15 protein-coding genes are annotated in these 16,527 nt (G+C 68.7%); 9 read left to right on the forward strand and 6 right to left on the reverse strand.

Going from position 1 to position 16,527, the window contains the following annotated elements; genetic code table 11:
* Nucleotides 1-40: 40 nt before the first annotated feature.
* Entirely contained in the window at nt 41-1,084 is a 1,044-nt protein-coding gene (locus ACUTR7_RS27720; RefSeq protein ID WP_012202293.1) for a rod shape-determining protein, read from the reverse strand.
* 212 nt (nt 1,085-1,296) lie between these two features.
* On the opposite strand from ACUTR7_RS27720, the gene gatC reads away from it, so the two are divergent.
* Genes gatC through gatB form a run of 3 tightly spaced genes read left to right on the forward strand, consistent with a single transcriptional unit; the run spans nt 1,297 to nt 4,597 of the window.
* On the forward strand, nt 1,297-1,596 hold the full coding sequence (gatC, locus tag ACUTR7_RS27725) for an Asp-tRNA(Asn)/Glu-tRNA(Gln) amidotransferase subunit GatC (RefSeq protein WP_012202292.1): 300 nt from the start codon (nt 1,297-1,299) through the stop codon (nt 1,594-1,596).
* A gap of 52 nt (nt 1,597-1,648) precedes the next feature.
* Complete coding sequence (gatA, locus tag ACUTR7_RS27730; RefSeq protein WP_013800221.1) at nt 1,649-3,145, forward strand: Asp-tRNA(Asn)/Glu-tRNA(Gln) amidotransferase subunit GatA; 1,497 nt, start codon at nt 1,649-1,651, stop codon at nt 3,143-3,145.
* A 6-nt stretch (nt 3,146-3,151) separates the two neighbouring features.
* Nucleotides 3,152-4,597, forward strand: a complete 1,446-nt coding sequence (gene gatB / locus ACUTR7_RS27735; protein ID WP_445610287.1) for an Asp-tRNA(Asn)/Glu-tRNA(Gln) amidotransferase subunit GatB — start codon at nt 3,152-3,154, stop codon at nt 4,595-4,597.
* Between the two features lie 44 nt (nt 4,598-4,641).
* On the opposite strand, the gene ACUTR7_RS27740 is transcribed toward gatB, so the two are convergent.
* On the reverse strand, nt 4,642-5,613 hold the full coding sequence (locus ACUTR7_RS27740; RefSeq protein ID WP_445610288.1) for a tripartite tricarboxylate transporter substrate binding protein: 972 nt from the start codon (nt 5,611-5,613) through the stop codon (nt 4,642-4,644).
* A gap of 127 nt (nt 5,614-5,740) precedes the next feature.
* Between ACUTR7_RS27740 and ACUTR7_RS27745 the strand changes: the two genes are divergently transcribed.
* Nucleotides 5,741-6,964, forward strand: a complete 1,224-nt coding sequence (locus ACUTR7_RS27745) for a serine hydrolase domain-containing protein (RefSeq protein WP_445610289.1) — start codon at nt 5,741-5,743, stop codon at nt 6,962-6,964.
* Between the two features lie 162 nt (nt 6,965-7,126).
* Nucleotides 7,127-8,263 (forward strand): HPP family protein, encoded by a 1,137-nt coding sequence (locus ACUTR7_RS27750; protein ID WP_445610290.1) that lies wholly within the window; start codon nt 7,127-7,129, stop codon nt 8,261-8,263.
* A 64-nt stretch (nt 8,264-8,327) separates the two neighbouring features.
* Here the strand turns inward: ACUTR7_RS27750 and serA are convergent, their stop codons facing one another.
* Nucleotides 8,328-9,557 (reverse strand): phosphoglycerate dehydrogenase, encoded by a 1,230-nt coding sequence (serA, locus tag ACUTR7_RS27755; protein ID WP_012202286.1) that lies wholly within the window; start codon nt 9,555-9,557, stop codon nt 8,328-8,330.
* Between the two features lie 358 nt (nt 9,558-9,915).
* On the opposite strand from serA, the gene ACUTR7_RS27760 reads away from it, so the two are divergent.
* The 4 genes from ACUTR7_RS27760 (at nt 9,916) to ACUTR7_RS27775 (ending at nt 12,295) form a co-directional block, all read left to right on the forward strand.
* Nucleotides 9,916-10,893 (forward strand): hypothetical protein, encoded by a 978-nt coding sequence (locus ACUTR7_RS27760; protein ID WP_445610291.1) that lies wholly within the window; start codon nt 9,916-9,918, stop codon nt 10,891-10,893.
* Nucleotides 10,894-10,942: 49 nt separating this feature from the next.
* Nucleotides 10,943-11,506 (forward strand): nitroreductase family protein, encoded by a 564-nt coding sequence (locus ACUTR7_RS27765; RefSeq protein WP_047218857.1) that lies wholly within the window; start codon nt 10,943-10,945, stop codon nt 11,504-11,506.
* Nucleotides 11,507-11,628: 122 nt separating this feature from the next.
* Nucleotides 11,629-11,865: a hypothetical protein gene (locus ACUTR7_RS27770; RefSeq protein ID WP_016448557.1), complete on the forward strand. Its 237-nt coding sequence runs from the start codon at nt 11,629-11,631 to the stop codon at nt 11,863-11,865.
* A 76-nt stretch (nt 11,866-11,941) separates the two neighbouring features.
* Nucleotides 11,942-12,295, forward strand: a complete 354-nt coding sequence (locus ACUTR7_RS27775; RefSeq protein WP_016448558.1) for a hypothetical protein — start codon at nt 11,942-11,944, stop codon at nt 12,293-12,295.
* 30 nt (nt 12,296-12,325) lie between these two features.
* On the opposite strand, the gene ACUTR7_RS27780 is transcribed toward ACUTR7_RS27775, so the two are convergent.
* From ACUTR7_RS27780 to pyrE, 3 genes are all read right to left on the reverse strand, one after another.
* Nucleotides 12,326-14,935, reverse strand: coding sequence for a membrane-bound PQQ-dependent dehydrogenase, glucose/quinate/shikimate family (locus tag ACUTR7_RS27780; protein WP_445610292.1), 2,610 nt, complete (start codon nt 14,933-14,935; stop codon nt 12,326-12,328).
* Between the two features lie 211 nt (nt 14,936-15,146).
* Entirely contained in the window at nt 15,147-15,815 is a 669-nt protein-coding gene (locus ACUTR7_RS27785; protein ID WP_097204544.1) for a DUF4124 domain-containing protein, read from the reverse strand.
* A 7-nt stretch (nt 15,816-15,822) separates the two neighbouring features.
* Nucleotides 15,823-16,524 carry an orotate phosphoribosyltransferase gene (pyrE, locus tag ACUTR7_RS27790; RefSeq protein WP_013800211.1) on the reverse strand — a complete coding sequence of 234 codons (702 nt, stop codon included), beginning with the start codon at nt 16,522-16,524 and terminating at the stop codon, nt 15,823-15,825.
* Between the last annotated feature and the right edge of the window lie 3 nt (nt 16,525-16,527).

The raw sequence follows: 16,527 nt of genomic DNA on the forward strand, positions 1-16,527 counted from the left end.
GGCCCCGGGCCCGCGACAACGGGCCCCGGCCTGCGCCGCATCAGTCGCTGGTGAAGATGCTGCCCTGGCGGTCCATGGTCTCCAGCGCCATGCCGCAGCCGCGCACCACGCAGGTCAGCGGCTCTTCGGCCACCAGCACGGGCAGGCCGGTTTCTTCGGCCAGCAGGCGGTCCAGGTCACGCAGCAGCGCGCCGCCGCCGGTGAGCATCATGCCGCGCTCAGCAATGTCGGCGCCCAGCTCGGGCGGTGTCTGCTCCAGCGCGTTCTTGACGGCGCTGACGATCTGGTTGAGCGGATCGGTCAGGGCTTCCAGCACCTCGTTGGACGAGATGGTGAAGCTGCGCGGCACGCCTTCGGAGAGGTTGCGGCCCTTGACTTCCATTTCCTTGACTTCGGAGCCGGGGAAGGCCGAGCCGATGTTCTTCTTGATGGACTCGGCCGTGGGCTCGCCGATCAGCATGCCGTAGTTGCGGCGGATGTAGCTGATGATGGCTTCGTCGAACTTGTCGCCGCCCACGCGCACGGAGCCCTTGTAGACCATGCCGCCCAGCGAGATCACGCCGACTTCGGTGGTGCCGCCACCGATGTCCACCACCATGGAGCCCGAAGCCTCGGACACCGGCAGGCCGGCGCCGATGCCGGCGGCCATGGGTTCCTCGATCAGGTAGACGGAGGTGGCGCCTGCCGCCTCGGCCGCGTCCTTGATGGCGCGGCGCTCGACCTGGGTGGAGCCGCAGGGCACGCAGATGATGATGCGCGGGCTGGGCGTGAGCACCGAGCGCGGATGCACCATCTTGATGAACTGCTTGATCATCTGTTCCGTGATGACGAAGTCGGCAATCACGCCGTCCTTCATCGGGCGGATGGCCTCGATGTTGCCGGGCACCTTGCCCAGCATGGCCTTGGCCTCGCGGCCCACCGCCTGGATCACCTTCTTGCCGTGCGGCCCGCCTTCGTGGCGGATGGCGACAACGGAGGGTTCGTCCAGAACAATGCCCTTGTCGCGGGCGAAAATCAGGGTGTTGGCTGTGCCAAGATCAATGGCAAGGTCGGTGGAGAAATACCGACGGAAAGCTCCGAACATTACGAGAGTCCTCTCAGGCACGGCATGCTCGTCGGCCTGCCATCGCCGGGATGAAAGTTAGGGAGTCTGGATGGGGTTGGCTTTTCGCACAATGACCGGCTCGGAGAGGGTATTGCGGCAAAGCCGAGATAATACCGTATCCCCTGTGAATAACTTCTACTGCCGGGGCTTGAAATACGGGTTTACATCCCGTTGCCCCCTTCAAAAATCCTATGGCACTGAACGCACAAGACATCGCACGCATCGCGAACCTGGCACGACTTGAGCTCTCCTCCACCGAGAGTGAGCGCATGCTAGGCCAGCTCAATGATTTTTTCGGCATCGTGGAGAAGATGCAGGCTGTGGATACTTCAGGCGTCAGCCCGCTGTCACATCCGGTCGCCGCCATCCAGGACATTGCCCTGCGTCTTCGCGAGGACATTGCCAGCGAGCCCGACCAGCGCGACGCCAACCAGCGCAGCGCACCGGCCGTCGAGCGCGGCCTGTTCCTGGTCCCCAAGGTGATCGAGTAAGCGCCGCGCGCCCTCGTCACCGGCATCCGTCCCCGTTTTCCGCACCCCATACATGACCCAGCAAACCACTGATCTGCACACGCTCGGCGTGTCGGCCCTGTCGGCCCTGCTGCGCGAGCGCAAGCTCGGCGCCGTCGAAGCCGCCCAGCATTTCCTGGCCCGCGCCCAGGCGCACCAGAACCTGGGCGCCTTCGTCAGCATCGACGAAGAGGCCACCCTGGCCCAGGCCCGCGCTGCCGACGCCCTGATTGCCCAGGGCAAGGGCGGCCGCCTGGCTGGCGTGCCCATTGCGCACAAGGACATCTTCGTCACGCGCGACTTCCCGACCACGGCCTCCAGCAAGATGCTGGCCGGCTACCGCTCGCCCTTCGACGCCACCGTGGTGACGCGCCTAGCCGAGGCCGGCGCCGTGACGCTGGGCAAGCTCAACTGCGATGAATTCGCCATGGGCTCGGCCAACGAGAACTCGGCCATCGCGCCCGTGGGCTTCGACGCCCCCGCGCCCGTGCGCAACCCCTGGAACACGGACCGCGTGCCCGGCGGCTCCTCGGGCGGCTCGGCCGTGGCCGTGGCCGCCGGCCTGGCGCCCGCCGTCACCGGCACCGATACGGGCGGCTCCATCCGCCAGCCCGCATCGTTTTGCGGCATCACGGGCATCAAGCCCACCTATGGCCGCGCCAGCCGCTACGGCATGATCGCCTTCGCCTCCAGCCTGGACCAGGCCGGTCCCATGGGCAAGAGCGCCGAGGACTGCGCCCTGCTGCTGTCCGAGATGTGCGGCCCCGACCTGGACCGCGACTCCACCAGCCTGGACGTGCCCGCCGAGGACTTCACGGCCCGCCTGAACGACGGCATCGAAGGCCTGCGCATCGGCATCCCCGCCGAGTTCTTCGGCGAAGGCCTGTCGGCCGACGTGCGCGCCGCCGTGGATGGCGCGCTCAAGGAATACGAGAAGCTGGGCGCCCGCCTGGTGCCCATCTCGCTGCCGCGCACCGAGCTGTCGATTCCCGTGTACTACATCCTGGCCCCGGCCGAGGCATCGTCCAACCTGTCGCGCTTCGACGGCGTGAAGTTCGGCCACCGCGCCAAGGACTACACGGACCTGGTGGACATGTACAAGAAGACCCGCGCCGAAGGCTTTGGCGACGAGGTCAAGCGCCGCATCATGATCGGCGCCTATGTGCTGTCCGAGGGCTACTACGACGCCTACTACCTGCAGGCGCAGAAGATCCGCCGCATGATCGCCGACGACTTCCAGGCCGCCTTCCAGCAGTGCGACGTGATCGCCGGCCCCGCCGCGCCCACCGTGGCCTGGCAGCTGGGCGGAAAGAGCGACCCGCTGGCCAACTACCTGGCCGACATCTTCACGCTGCCTGCGTCGCTGGCCGGCCTGCCCGGCATGAGCGTGCCCGCAGGCTTTGGCGAGGCCGGCATGCCCGTGGGCCTGCAGCTGATCGGCAACTACTTCAAGGAAGGCCAGTTGCTCAACGCCGCCCACCGCTTCCAGCAGGCCACCGACTTCCACCTTCAAGCTCCGAAGGGCATCTGATACCCCATGACCGCGAAACTCATCCAGGGCTATGAAGTCGTCATCGGCTTCGAGACCCACGCCCAGCTGGCCACCCAGTCCAAGATCTTCAGCCGCGCCAGCACCGCCTTCGGCGCCGAGCCCAACACCCAGGCCTGCGCCGTGGACATGGCGCTGCCCGGCACGCTGCCGGTGATGAACAAAAAGGCCGTCGAGTGCGCCATCCGGCTCGGCCTGGCGCTGGGCTCGCACATTGCGCCGCGCAGCATCTTCGCGCGCAAGAACTACTTCTACCCCGACCTGCCCAAGGGCTACCAGATCTCGCAGTTCGAGATTCCCGTGGTCCAGGGCGGCGAGGTGTCCTTCTTCCTCGGCGACGAGAAGAAGACCATCCGCCTGGTGCGCGCCCACCTGGAGGAAGATGCCGGCAAGTCGCTGCACGAGGACTTCGTCGGCCAGTCGGGCATCGATCTGAACCGCGCCGGCACGCCGCTGCTGGAGATCGTGACCGAGCCCGACATCCGCAGCACGGAAGAAGCCGTGGCCTACGCCAAGACGCTGCACCAGATCGTGACCTGGATCGGCATCTGCGACGGCAACATGCAGGAAGGGAGCTTTCGCTGCGACGCCAACGTCTCCGTGCGCAAGCCCGGCCAGCCGCTGGGCACGCGCCGCGAGATCAAGAACCTCAACAGCTTCAAGAACATGCAGCTGGCCATCGACTACGAGATCCGCTGGCAGATCGAGGAAATCGAGGACGGCCGCCGCATCCAGCAGGCCACCGTGCTGTTCGCCCCCGACACGGGCGAGACGCGCTCCATGCGCACCAAGGAAGACGCGGCCGACTACCGCTACTTCCCCGACCCGGACCTGCCGCCGCTGGTGGTCGCGCCCGAATGGGTGGAACAGGTCAGGGCCGACATGCCCGAGCTGCCGCGCGCCATGGCCGCGCGCTTTGTCGAGCAGTACGCCCTGCCTGAGTACGACGCCACCACGCTGACGCAAAGCCAGGCCATGGCCGCCTACTTCGAGGACACGGCCCGGGCCTGCAATGCGCCCAAGCTGGCCAGCAACTGGATCATGGGCGAGATCTCGCGCCGCCTGAACACCGAGGAAATCGGCATGGAGGCCGCCAAGGTCTCCAGCGCCCAGCTGGCCGCGCTGATCCAGCGCATCGGCGACGGCACCATCTCCAACAACGCCGCCAAGCAGGTCTTCGAGGCGCTGTGGAGCGGTGAAGGCAGCGATGTCGATGCCATCATCGAGGCCAAGGGCCTCAAGCAGATGAACGACACGGGCGCCATGGAGAAGATCATCGACGAGGTGATCGCCGCCAACCCGGCCAACGTGGAGCAGTACCGTGCAGGCAAGGACAAGGCCTTCAACGCCCTGGTCGGCCAGGTCATGAAGGCTTCCAGGGGCAAGGCCAACCCGGCGCAGGTCAACGAGCTGCTCAAGGCCAAGCTGGCCTGACCGGCCGCAGCGGGCGCCCCCCCGCGCTCCGGGGGGCGCCTGCCTCAATCCACCGAGGCGCCCGACTGCCGCACGGCCTGGCCCCACTGCGTGATCTCCGAGGCCACGAAGGCATCCATCTCCCGGGGCGTGGTGGGTGCGGCTTCCGAGCCACGGTCGCTGATGAACTTGCGCATCTCGGGGCTGCGCAGGATGGCCACGGCCTCTCGGTTGAGCCGGTCGATCACTTCCTGCGGCGTGCCCCTGGGCGCCATCAGGCCCAGCCAGCCCACGGCCTCGAAGCCCCGGAACTCGGGCAGGCCCGATTCGGCAATGGCCGGCACCTCGGGCAGCTGGCTGGAGCGGGCGCTGGAGGTCACACCCAGCGGCACCGCCTTGCCCGCCTGGATATTGGGCAGGGCGGCCGTCACCGAATCCACCATCAGCGGCACCTGGCCGCCCACGAAATCCGCCTGCGCGGGGCCGCTGCCCTTGTAGGGGATGTGCTCTATCTGTATCTTGGCGCGCGCCTTGACCATCTCGGCGCTCAGGTGCTGGGTGCCGCCGATGCCGGCGCTGGCGTAGTTCCAGCGGCCCGGCTCGGCACGCGCCTTGTCCACCAAATCTTTCATGGATTGGATGCCAGCACCCGGGTGCGCCAGGAACACCAGCGGCACCTTGGCGATCAGCGTGATGCCCACCAGGTCGGTGCGCGGGTCGAAATTCACCTTCTTGTACAGCGTCTGGTTCACGGCCATGGCACTGCCGGCCACGAGCAGCGTGTAGCCGTCGGCCGGGCTGCGCACCACCTGCTCGCTGCCGATGTTGCTGCCGGCCCCGGCCTTGTTCTCCACCACCAGCGGCTGGCCCAGCTTCTGGGCGAGCTTTTCCGCCAGCGCGCGCGCAAAGATGTCCGTGGCCTGCCCGGGCGGGAAGGGAACGACCAGGCGGATGGGCTTGTCGGGATAGGCGGCGCTGGCCGGCATGGCAAGGGCGACGGCCGCGCAGGCTGCTGCGGCCAGAATGATCTGCTTCATGGTGTCGTTGTCTCCTGCGGGCCAGTTTAGCGGCGGCATGCCCGCTGCACCCGCACGCCGCTGTCCCGCAGCCAACAGCGCACCAGGCCATCTGCCGGAACAATCGACGCACACCACAGGAGACTCCATGACCGCCAGCACCGACCGCCTGCACATCCCCGGCCTGCCCTGGGCCGACTCCCCTGAAGCCGTAGGCCTGGGCGGCGCGCGCCTGGCGCGCCTGTCGGCCCGGCTGCAGCGCGGCGTGGACACCGGCGAGATCCCGGGCGCCGTGGCCCTGGTGGCACGGCGCGGCAAGCTGGCCTACCTGGAGAGCTTCGGCCTGCTGGACCCCGAGGCCGGCACGGCCATGCGGCCCGATGCCATCTTCCGCATCGCCTCCATGAGCAAGCCCATCACCTCGCTGGCCATCATGATGCTGGCCGAGCAGGGTCGGCTGTCCATCATCGAGCCTGTGGAGCAGTACCTGCCCGAGCTGGCCGCGCTGCGCGTGGGCCTGGAGCGCGCGCCGCTGGCACGCTCCATCACGCTGCAGGACCTGCTGCGCCACACCTCCGGCATTCCCTATGGATTCGCCGGCACCGAGCACCCCGTCAAGAAGATGTACCTGGATGCGGGCCTGTTCAGCGGCAAGTTCACTAATGCGCAGTTCATCACCAGGCTCGCGCAGCTGCCGCTGGTGGCCCAGCCCGGCGAGACCTGGGAATACGGCATGTCCACCGATGTGCTGGGCCGCGTGGTCGAGGTGGTCAGCGGCCAGACGCTGGCCGCCTTCGTGCGCGAGCACATCACCGGGCCGCTGGGCATGGCCGACACGGGCTTTCATGCGCCCGACAGCGAGATCGCACGCGCCGCGCGGCCCCAGCCCGAAGGGCCGCAGAAACAGATGCCGCCCATCCCCCCGGTCACGCGTGCCATGCTGTTCGAGTCGGGCGGCGGTGGCATGGTCTCGACCATGGCCGACTACGCGCGGCTGTGCCTGTTCTGGCGCAACGGCGGCACGCTGGACGGCGTGCGCCTGGTCTCGCGCAAGACCGTGGAGCTGATGACCTCCAACCACCTGCCCGCCAGCGTGCGCATGGGGCCGGACATGGCGTATTTCGGCGCCCAGCTGCCCTCGCCCGAGGTGGGCCAGGGCTTCGGCCTGGGCTTTGCGGTGCGCACGGCGCCGGGCCTCAACCCGCTGCCGGGCAGCGTGGGCGACTTTTCATGGAGCGGCATCTACGGCACCTTCTTCTGGATCGATCCGCAGGAGGACCTGTTCGCCATCCTCATGATGCAGTCCATGGCCCAGCGCATTCCCTACCGCTGGGTGATGCGCGAGGGCGTGTACCAGTCCGTGGTGGACTGAGCCGGCAGGCGCGCTGCACCGAAAGGGTGCAAAGCCCATGCTGCCAGCAAGAGCGGCGTCCCTTCCTAAAATGACGCGCTTTTGCAGCCCTCCCCGGGGCCGCGCAGGCAAAGACAACAAGACAACAAAGCCATGGGCTGGAACAGAAAAGCATGGGGGCCGGTGGTGCCACGCCCCGCGCCTGCGGACATGTGGCGCGTGGCCATGGGCTCCATCGTGGGCATGGGGCTGGCCACGGCCCTGGTCTGGCTGGCGCATGCGGGCACCTGGGATCTTCCCCTGCGCCTGTTCGCGCCGCTGGGCGCCACGGCCGTGCTGTTGTTCGCCGTGCCCACCAGCCCGCTGGCCCAGCCCTGGTCCTGCGTGGTGGGCAATACGGTGTCGGCGCTCTGGGCCCTGTTCGTGCTGCAGTGGAGCCCTCCCCAGCTGGCCCCTGCGCTGGCCGTGGGTGGCGCCATAGGCTGCATGCTGCTGACGCGCTCGCTGCATCCGCCGGGTGGCGCCATGGCCCTGCTGACGGTGCTCAATGCCAAGGCCTCGCTGGCCGCCGGCTGGATGCTGCCCTTCGTGCCCGTGGGCGCGCTGACGCTGGCGCTGGTCCTGGCGGCCACGGCGCTCCACCGCGCCACGGGCCGGCGCTATCCCCACCATGCCGACACGGCGCCCAAGGCCTCGCCCGCCGATTCGGCCCATCGCCATGCCTCGCGCCTGGGCCTGTCCCATGCCGATCTGGAGGCGCTGCTGCTGCGCTTCGGCCAGGAAAACAACCTGGAAGCCGACGACCTGGCCGAGCTGCTGGCCGCCGCCGAGGAAACCGCCATCGAGCACCGCCTGGGCGGCGTGCGCTGCGCCCAGCTGATGACGCGCGATCCCTTGAGCTGCTCCATGGACGACGACGTGCACGCCGTGGCCGCACGCTTTCGCGCGCACCCGGCCAAGAGCCTGCCGGTGCTGGACGCCGATGGCGGCCTGGCCGGCACGGTCTCCCGTGCCGAGCTGTACGAGTGGCTGTGGATGAGCCCCGTGCGCCCGGCCGAATCTGCGGCAAAACCTTCTTTGTTGAACTGGCTGGGCCAGCGCCTGCCCGGCAAGAGCCGGGCCGTGCCCCGCCTGTCGGAGCTGCCCCAGCTGGTTCATGCGCCTGAACTCAGCGTGGACGAGGACACGCCCGTGGGCCAGTTGCTGGACGCCCTGGCCCGGCACAGCGTGCCCTGCATTCCCGTGATGCGCGAAGGCCGGCTGACCGGCCTGATCACGCGCACGGACCTGATGCGGCTGCTGCTGCAGCCGGGCAGATAGGGCGAGCCGGCAATGCGCCAGTTTCAGGAAGTGCGCCCAAGCGCAGCATCCTGAAACCTGACCATCAGAACAGCACGCGGCAGCGGATGGTGCCGGGAACCTGGGTCAGTTTCTCGACCGCCAGGCCCGAGGACTGGGCTGCCAGGTCGATCACCACATAGCCCACCTTCTCGTCGGTGCGCAGGTACTGGCCGGCAATGTTGATGCCGTTCTCGGCAAACACCTGGTTGATGGCCGACAGCACGCCGGGCTGGTTGTGGTGCACGTGCAGGATGCGGTTCTGGCCGGGGTGGGCGGGCAGGGCCACTTCGGGGAAGTTCACCGCCGAGGTGGTGGTGCCGTTGTCGCTGTACTTGACCAGCTTCTCGGCCACTTCCAGGCCGATGTTGGCCTGGGCCTCCATGGTGGAGCCGCCCACGTGCGGGGTCAGGATGACGTTGTCCAGGCCGCGCAGGGGCGAGACGAATTCATCCTTGTTGCTGCGCGGCTCGGTGGGGAACACGTCGATGGCGGCGCCCAGCAGCTTGCCGGCCTTCAGGGCCTCGGCCAGCGGCTCGATTTCCACCACGGTGCCGCGCGAGGCATTGATCAGGATGGCGCCGGGCTTCATGGCCGCGATTTCCTTGGCGCCGATCATCCACTGGGTGGAGGGCAGCTCGGGCACGTGCAGGGTGACGATGTCGCTGCCGGCCAGCAGATCGGCCAGCGATGCGGCCTGACGCGCATTGCCCAGCGGCAGCTTGGTGGACACGTCATGGAAGAGCACCTGCATGCCCACCGACTCGGCCATCACCGACAGCTGGGTGCCGATGGAGCCGTAGCCCACGATGCCCAGCGTCTTGCCGCGGATTTCGTAGGAGTTCTCGGCGCTCTTGAGCCAGCCGCCGCGGTGGGCGGAGGCGTTCTTGGCGGGCACGCCGCGCAGCAGCAGGATGGCTTCGGCCAGCACCAGCTCGGCCACCGAGCGCGTGTTGGAGTAAGGCGCGTTGAAGACCACCACGCCACGCTCGCGCGCCGCGTCCAGGTCCACCTGGTTGGTGCCGATGCAAAAGCAGCCCACGGCCACGAGCTTTTGCGCGGCGGCGAACACGTCGGCCGTCAGCTGCGTGCGCGAACGGATGCCGACGAAGTGCACGTCGGCGATCTTGCGCTTGAGCTCCTCGCCTTCCAGCGCGCCCGTCACGGTCTCCACATTGGTGTAGCCCGCGTTGCGCAGCACTTCGAGTGCGGAAGGATGGATGCCTTCGAGCAGCAGGAACTTGATCTTCGATTTATCCAGCGACGTTTTGGTCATGGGCGAGCCCTCTCTAGTCAGTCAGAAATCAAAGCGAGCATTACAGCGGATTCGGGAAGCCGCTACAGCCGGTAGGCCCAAAGCCAGCGTGCCCGCAAGCGGGAGAACCATGCGCCCTGCGGCCATGAACATCCCGCCATCCGGCAGACACCCATTGCAGGACGGCGCATGCCACGGGAGCACATGCACACTTCGAGTTTGGCGCGAAATGTAAAACATTGAGAACCGGTGCGCGCGTGCGCGGCAGCCTTCCTAGAATTCGCGCGTCTGCGTCCGGTGCTTTCAAATCAATAGCAACAGAACAGGCCTGCAGGCGGGCCGGACGCGCCCTTGTTTTACGAACCAACCGAGGAATCCGATGATTACAAACATGCTGCGCAGGATCGAGGACCTGCTGGTGCAGGTGGTGCGCGTGGTGCTGCTGGTGTTCTCCCTGCTCGTGCTGGTGGGCATGGCACTGTGGACCTGGGAGAGCTTCAGGCCCGGCAAGGCCGAGGCGCCCCAGGCCGTGGCCCAGGAATTGAACTGGAAGGACGCCAGGCCCGACCTGCAGTTCGTCGTGGACGAAACCAGCCGCGACCTGGGCGCGGGCGGCGGCGAACCCGCCATGGAAAAGCGCCTGGCCGATCCGGCGCTGCGCCCCGCCTTCCAGAAGGCCGACGCCCTGGTGCGCGCCTTCGTGAACAAGGATCCTGCGCGGCGCGAGCGCACCGAGCGGGACCACCAGGCACGGGGCCTGGCACCGCTGCACCCGCTGCTGCAAGGCGACGCCCTGCCGTCCGAGGCCGATGTGCAGCGCCGCATTCAGGAGCGCGGCCAGCGCGAAGGCGATGCCGGGGCCGTGGATGCGGCGGCCGATGCAGCGGCTGCCGACGCAGCGGCTTCCGCAGCCGCCTCCGCCGACGAGGAAGACAGCTGGATGGTCGATCCCGTGGATACCGCCGCCGCCATCCACGAGCGTGCCCAGGCCGCCGAGCTGGAACACGGCAAGGGCGCCTATGCGGCCTATGTGCAGGGCCTGCCCGCCGCGCTGGAGCAGGTCTTCGGCAATGCCGCGCTGGAGCCGCGGCTGCAGGCGCAGACGGCCCAGCAGATCCTGTCCACGGTGCTGCTGAACTACACGCTGTCACTGGACAATGCGGCGCGCGCGCTGCGCGGCGAGGACAGCCACGGCAGCAGCTCCTGGAAGGAACGCTTCGGCGCCGTGGAGACGGCCTTCTGGAGCATGCTGATGTCATTCCTCGTGCTGGTGGTGATGGTGCTGGTCTTCATCCGCATGGAGCGCCACCTGCGCGTGATCAGCCAGCAGCATGGCCAGGCACCGCGCCAGCCCTGAGGCCTTGCGCTATCGTTGCCGCTTTCCTTTCTGCTTGCCGCCTATCCGCATGACACGCAACACCACCACCCCCATCCATCCGCAGTTCCTGGGCCGCATGTCGCCGCGCGCCTTCAGGCCCGAGGCACTGAGCCAGGCCCAGGTCGAGCAGCTGGCCGACGCCGCGCGCTGGGCGCCTTCGGCCAGCAACAAGCAGCCCTGGCACTTTGCCTATGCGCTGCGCGGCGATGCGAACTGGCAGGCCTTCAGCACCATTCCCAACGAGTTCAACCGCCGCTGGTGCCTGGAGGCGGGCGCGCTGATCGTGCTGATGTCCGACCGCCAGGCCTCGCCCGGCAAGCACAGCTTCGACGCGGGCTGCGCCTGGGGCTACCTGGCGCTGGAAGCCCACGCCATGGGCCTGGCCACGCACGCCATGGGCGGCTTCTCGGCCGACGCCGCACGCGAGGTGCTGCGCCTGCCCGAGCACCTGGAGCCCGAGGTGGTGATCGCCGTGGGCTGGCGCGGCGATGCGGCCACCCTGCCCGACGATCTGCGCGAGCGCGAGGTGCCCACGCCGCGCAAGCCGCTGGCCGAAGTGCTGAGCGCCGGCCCCGTGGCCACGGGCGGCTGACGGCGGGTTCCAAGTCCTACGCCGCTTTGCGGGGATGCCCCGGATGGCCGCTCCAGGCCCCGGGGCTACACTGGTCCACAGGCCTGCGGCGCAGCAGGCGTCCATGACCCCAAGGAGTTGCCATGACACCATCCTCCAGCCCCAACCTCGACAAGCTGCGCAACATCGTCCAGAAGTTCGGCGCCAGCTCCTTCACCACGGACCAGGTGGCCAGCGAATACGACGACGCCCCGGCCACGGCGGAAAGCATCGAGCAGTTCGACGCCCTGCTGCAGCGCCATGCAGCCGTGCTGGGCATCCATTCCGTCCCCGGCAGCGGCGGCCAGGGCCACGGCGCCACCGTCTGGCAACCGGCCTGAGCACCGAAACCACGCAGGGCACTGCGCCGCTACACTCGCTGCGGCCGGCACTTTGCCGGCGCGCGGTTTCCTTTTGATGTCCTCACTCTCCCCCCATACCTGGCTGCAGCTGTCCGTGGCAGCCAGTGCCTTGCTGGTGCTCGCCTCCATCGGCTGGGTCTGGCACGGCACGCGCGCCCTGCCCGCGGATTCGCGCGATGGCCGCAGCGCCCGGCGCATGGCGGCCCTGTTCGCCCTGGGCGCCCTGGCCTGGCTGGCCTACGGCCTGTACACGGGCTATGCCGCGCTGTGGAAGGCAGACGCGCTGATGCTGTTCGCCCAGCAAGGCGCGCTGCTGCGCCTGCCGCTGCTGATCGGCGGACTGGCCTGGGTGGCCGCGCTGCTGGTCACGCGCGTGCTGCGCATGCTGGGCCGGGCCGGATCGGCATGAGCCGGCGCAGACCCCCACGGCGCTGAGCGCTCAGGGCGCCGCCACCTCCTTGGGCAGCACATAGGCACGCACGCTGTCGCCAGCCTTGGTGCCGGTCGAACCATGGCCACCCGCCACCACCACCAGGTACTGGCGCTGGTCCGTGCCCAGGTAGGTCATGGGCGTGGCCTGGCCGCCAGCAGGCAGGCGGTCCTGCCAGAGCTGGCGGCCGCTGTCCACGTCGTAGGCGCGTACATAGTTGTCCAGAGCCCCCGAGTAGAAGGCCACGCCGCCCGCGGTCACCACCGGGCCGCCAATGCCGGGCACGCCCATGCGAAAGCCCAGCGGCAGCGGGCTCAGGTCGCGCGGCGTGCCGTTGCGGCGCTGCCAGACGATCTGGCCCGTGCGCAGGTCGGCACCCGCCACAAAGCCCCAGGGCGGCGCCTGGCAGGGAATGCCCAGCGGCGAGACAAAGGGCTTGAGCCGCACCGCAAACGGTGCGCCGAAATTTTCGTTGAGCGCGGGCAAGCCGTCCTTGGGCGGGCCGCCATCCTGCACCAGCAGCGAGGTATCGTCCGCACGCGGCACCAGGGTGGAGACGAAGGCCAGCCGCGTGGGCGTGGCAAACACCACCTGCCGGCGCGGATCCACGGCCACGCCACCCCAGTTGAAGACGCCGAAATTGCCCGGATAGATCAGCGAGCCCTGCTCCGAGGGCGGCGTGAAGCGCCCCTCGTAGCGCAGCCGGTGGAAGGCCAGCCGGCACCACAGCTGCTCGAAGGGCGTGGCACCCCACATGTCGCGTTCGGTCAGGGCCGGGGGATTGAAGCTCAGCTGCGAATGCGGCTGCGTGGGCGCCGTGCGGTCGCCGCGTGCCGCGCCCTGCGGCGCAGCCACCTCGGTAACGGGCAGCAGCGGCTGGCCCGTGCGCCGGTCCAGCACGAACAGCTCGCCCTGCTTGGTGGGCTGCACCAGGGCGGGCACGCTGTGGCCGCCGATCTCCAGGTCGATCAGGCTGGGCTGCGAGGGTACGTCGTAGTCCCAGAGATCGTGGTGCACGGTCTGGAACACCCAGCGCACGGCGCCCGTGGCGATGTCCAGCGCCACCACGGAGGACGAATACCGCTCGGCCTCGGCGCTGCGTCTCCCGCCCCATTGGTCGGGCGGCGCATTGCCCATGGGCACGAAGACGAGGCCCAGCGTCTCGTCCACGCTGGAGATGGACCAGCTGTTGGGCGAGCTGGGCACATAGGTCTGCCCTTCGGGCAGCGGCGTGCTGGTCGCTGGCCGCCCCGGGTCCCAGGCCCACAGCAGCGCACCCGAGCGGATGTCGAACGCACGGATCACCCCCGAAGGCTCGCGCGTGGAATGGTTGTCCAGCACCGTGCCGCCCACGATGATGCGGTCGCGCGCCACCACCACCGGCGAGGTCGAGTAGTACGAGCCCGGCTTGCGCTCGGGCATGCCCTGCCAGAGGTCGATCTGGCCCTGGCCGCCCGCCACGTTGCCGCAGGTCTGGCCGTCGGCGGGATTGAGGGCGACCACCTTGCCGTCGGCCGTGGCCATGAAAAGCTTGGCGGTACAGCGGCCATCATCGGAGGAAGGGGCCGGGGAGGCCGGGGAGACCGAGGAAGCCGGATCAGCCTGTACCGCCTGTGCGCCGGCCTTCCTTGCAGCCGGCGCCACCGCCGAATGCGTCTGCCCCGCCGCCGCATCGAACTGCGCGGCCGCCTGCGCCGACTGGTAGGACAGGCCCCGGCAGGTCAGGTGCTGCAGCGCCAGCCCCTTGGGCATGGGCAGGTCGCGCCGCCACAGCTGCTTGCCCGTGGTGGCATCGAGCGCAATCACCGACTGGTGGGGCGTGCACAGGAACAGGCGCTCGCCGATCTTCAGCGGCGTGACCTCGAACGTGGTTTCTTCGGGATCGCCGGGCTTGCCGCGCACATCGCCCGTGCGGAACTCCCAGGCCAATTGCAGCAGCCGCACGTTGTGCGGGCCGATCTGGCGCAGCGGCGAATAGCGCTGGCCCGCTCCGGTGCGGCCGTAGGCATGCCATTCACCATCGGGCACGGCATCGGTGGCATCGCCCTGCAGCACCGGCGGGCTGCGCAGGCCGCCGGCATCGGAGGCCACCATGGACATGTTCTGCACGGCCGTGACCTGGCCGTCAGCAGGCAGGTCCGACGCAGCGGCGGCCGCCCCCGCAAACTGGCCCTGGGTTTCATGGGCATCGCGCTGACGGCCGAAGGACAGGCCGGCAAGAATGGCCGTGCCCAGCACCACCAGCGCCAGCGCCGCATGGGCCGGGGCCAGGCCCCGGTTCTGGCCCATGTCGGGCTCATGGCGCAGCGCACGCACCGACCAGGGCAGCACCAGCAGCAGGCCCATCAACCAGGGCAGCCCCAGGCGCCCCGCCAGCGGCCACCAGTCCAGCCCTATCTCCCAGACCGCCCACAGCGCGGTGCCCAGCAGCCACAGCGCAAACAGCCACAGCGCCATGGCCGAACGGCGCGCCACGCCCAGGCCCACGGCCAACAGCAGCACACCTGCCACCACGTAGTAGCCGCTGCCCCCGGCCCACAGCAGCTGCGCGCCTCCCCAGGCCAGCCAGGCACCGGCGGCCCACAGCCACAGCACCGTCAACCATCGCCATGCCGTCATGCATGCTCCCTTCTCGCGGCGGCCCGGCACCTGTGGCTGCAGCGCACACCAGCAGCCAGGCCCTGAGGGCCCGGGAAAATCCGTGGCCGGGAATGTAGTGACAGCCTAGACCGCCGCAATGGCAGCGCTTGCAGGACGAATCCGATTCACGCGCGCCGGGCGTGCGGCAGGCCGTTCGCGCCAGACGGGAAAGACAGGGGGCAAGGGCCGTTCAGCGGCCCGTGGGAGCCGCAGCGGCGGCGGCCGCGCTCCACAGCGCACGCAGCGGCACGAGCTCGGCATCGAAGCGCTGGTTGATGCGGCTTTTTTCCTGCTCCTGCTGCTGGATGAAGCGCTGCTGCTCTTCCTGACTGCTGCGGTTTTCATCGAGCTGGCGGCGCAGGGAGGCGGGGGCCTTGGACGGGTCCTTGCGGTAGAACTCCATCTCGCCATCGATCTTGACGCGCTGGGCCTGCAGCTCCTGTATGCGCTGGCGCGCCAGGTTGGCGACCTGGTCGGTCTGCGACAGGGCCTCGGCGCGTTCGGCGTCGTGCGCGGCCTGGTTGGGATAGCGCGCAATCAGCGCGCGCTCGCGCGAGCGCTCCTCGCGCACACGGCGCTGTTCGGCCTGCTCGCGGCGGCGCTGGGCATCGAGTTCGGCGCGCTCGTTGTCGGTCAGCGTGGGGCCGACGCGGCGCAGCTCCACACCGGAGCTGCCCAGCACACGCTGGTCGCGGTCCACGCATTCGGCAATCGGGCGGTCTGCCGTCAGGCGCCGGCCCTTGGCGTCGGTGCATGCATAGATGCCGGCCGGCACGCCGGCATCCAGGGCGCAGGCAGGGCCAACCGTGGCACCAGCCAGGGCGCACCACAGGAACCGTGCATGCAACGCCTTGTTCATCAAACCCTTATTCCTTGTCGTTGACTCCGTAACGCTGGCGGTAGGCCAGCACGCGCTCATGGTGGCCGCTGCCTTCGCTGCCGCCCTGAATCTCAAGATAAAGCAATAAGTCTGCCAACTTTGCAATAGTGCAGACCTGCATGCCCAGCTGGTTGCGCACGTACTGCACGGCGCTGTGGGGCACGTCCTGGCCATTCTCGGTGGCCATTTCCTGGCGGTCCAGCGCGATCGCCACGGCATGCGGCGTGGCGCCTGCGGCGCGGATGATTGCGATGGACTCGCGCGCGGCCGTGCCGGCGCTCATCACGTCGTCCACGATCAGCACGCGGCCCTTGAGGGGCGCGCCCACCAGGGTCCCGCCCTCGCCGTGGTCCTTGGCTTCCTTGCGGTTGTACGCAAAGGGCTTGTTCAGGCCCATGCGGGCCAGCTCCACGGCCACGGTGGCGGCCAGCGGGATGCCCTTGTAGGCGGGGCCGAAGATCATGTCGAACTCGATGCCGCTGGCTGCGATGGCTTTTGCATAGAATTCGGCGAGACGGCCCATCTTGCCGCCGTCATCGAACAGGCCGGCATTGAAGAAGTACGGGCTCATGCGCCCGGCCTTGGTCTTGAACTCGCCGAAACGCAGCACCCCTGCGTCAACGGCGAATTGCACAAATTCCTGCGCCAGACGGCCTGTGTCATCGGCCTGCAGATTACTCACCACCATGGA

The sequence above is a fragment of the Delftia sp. NA_296.1 genome (genome assembly GCF_052692095.1).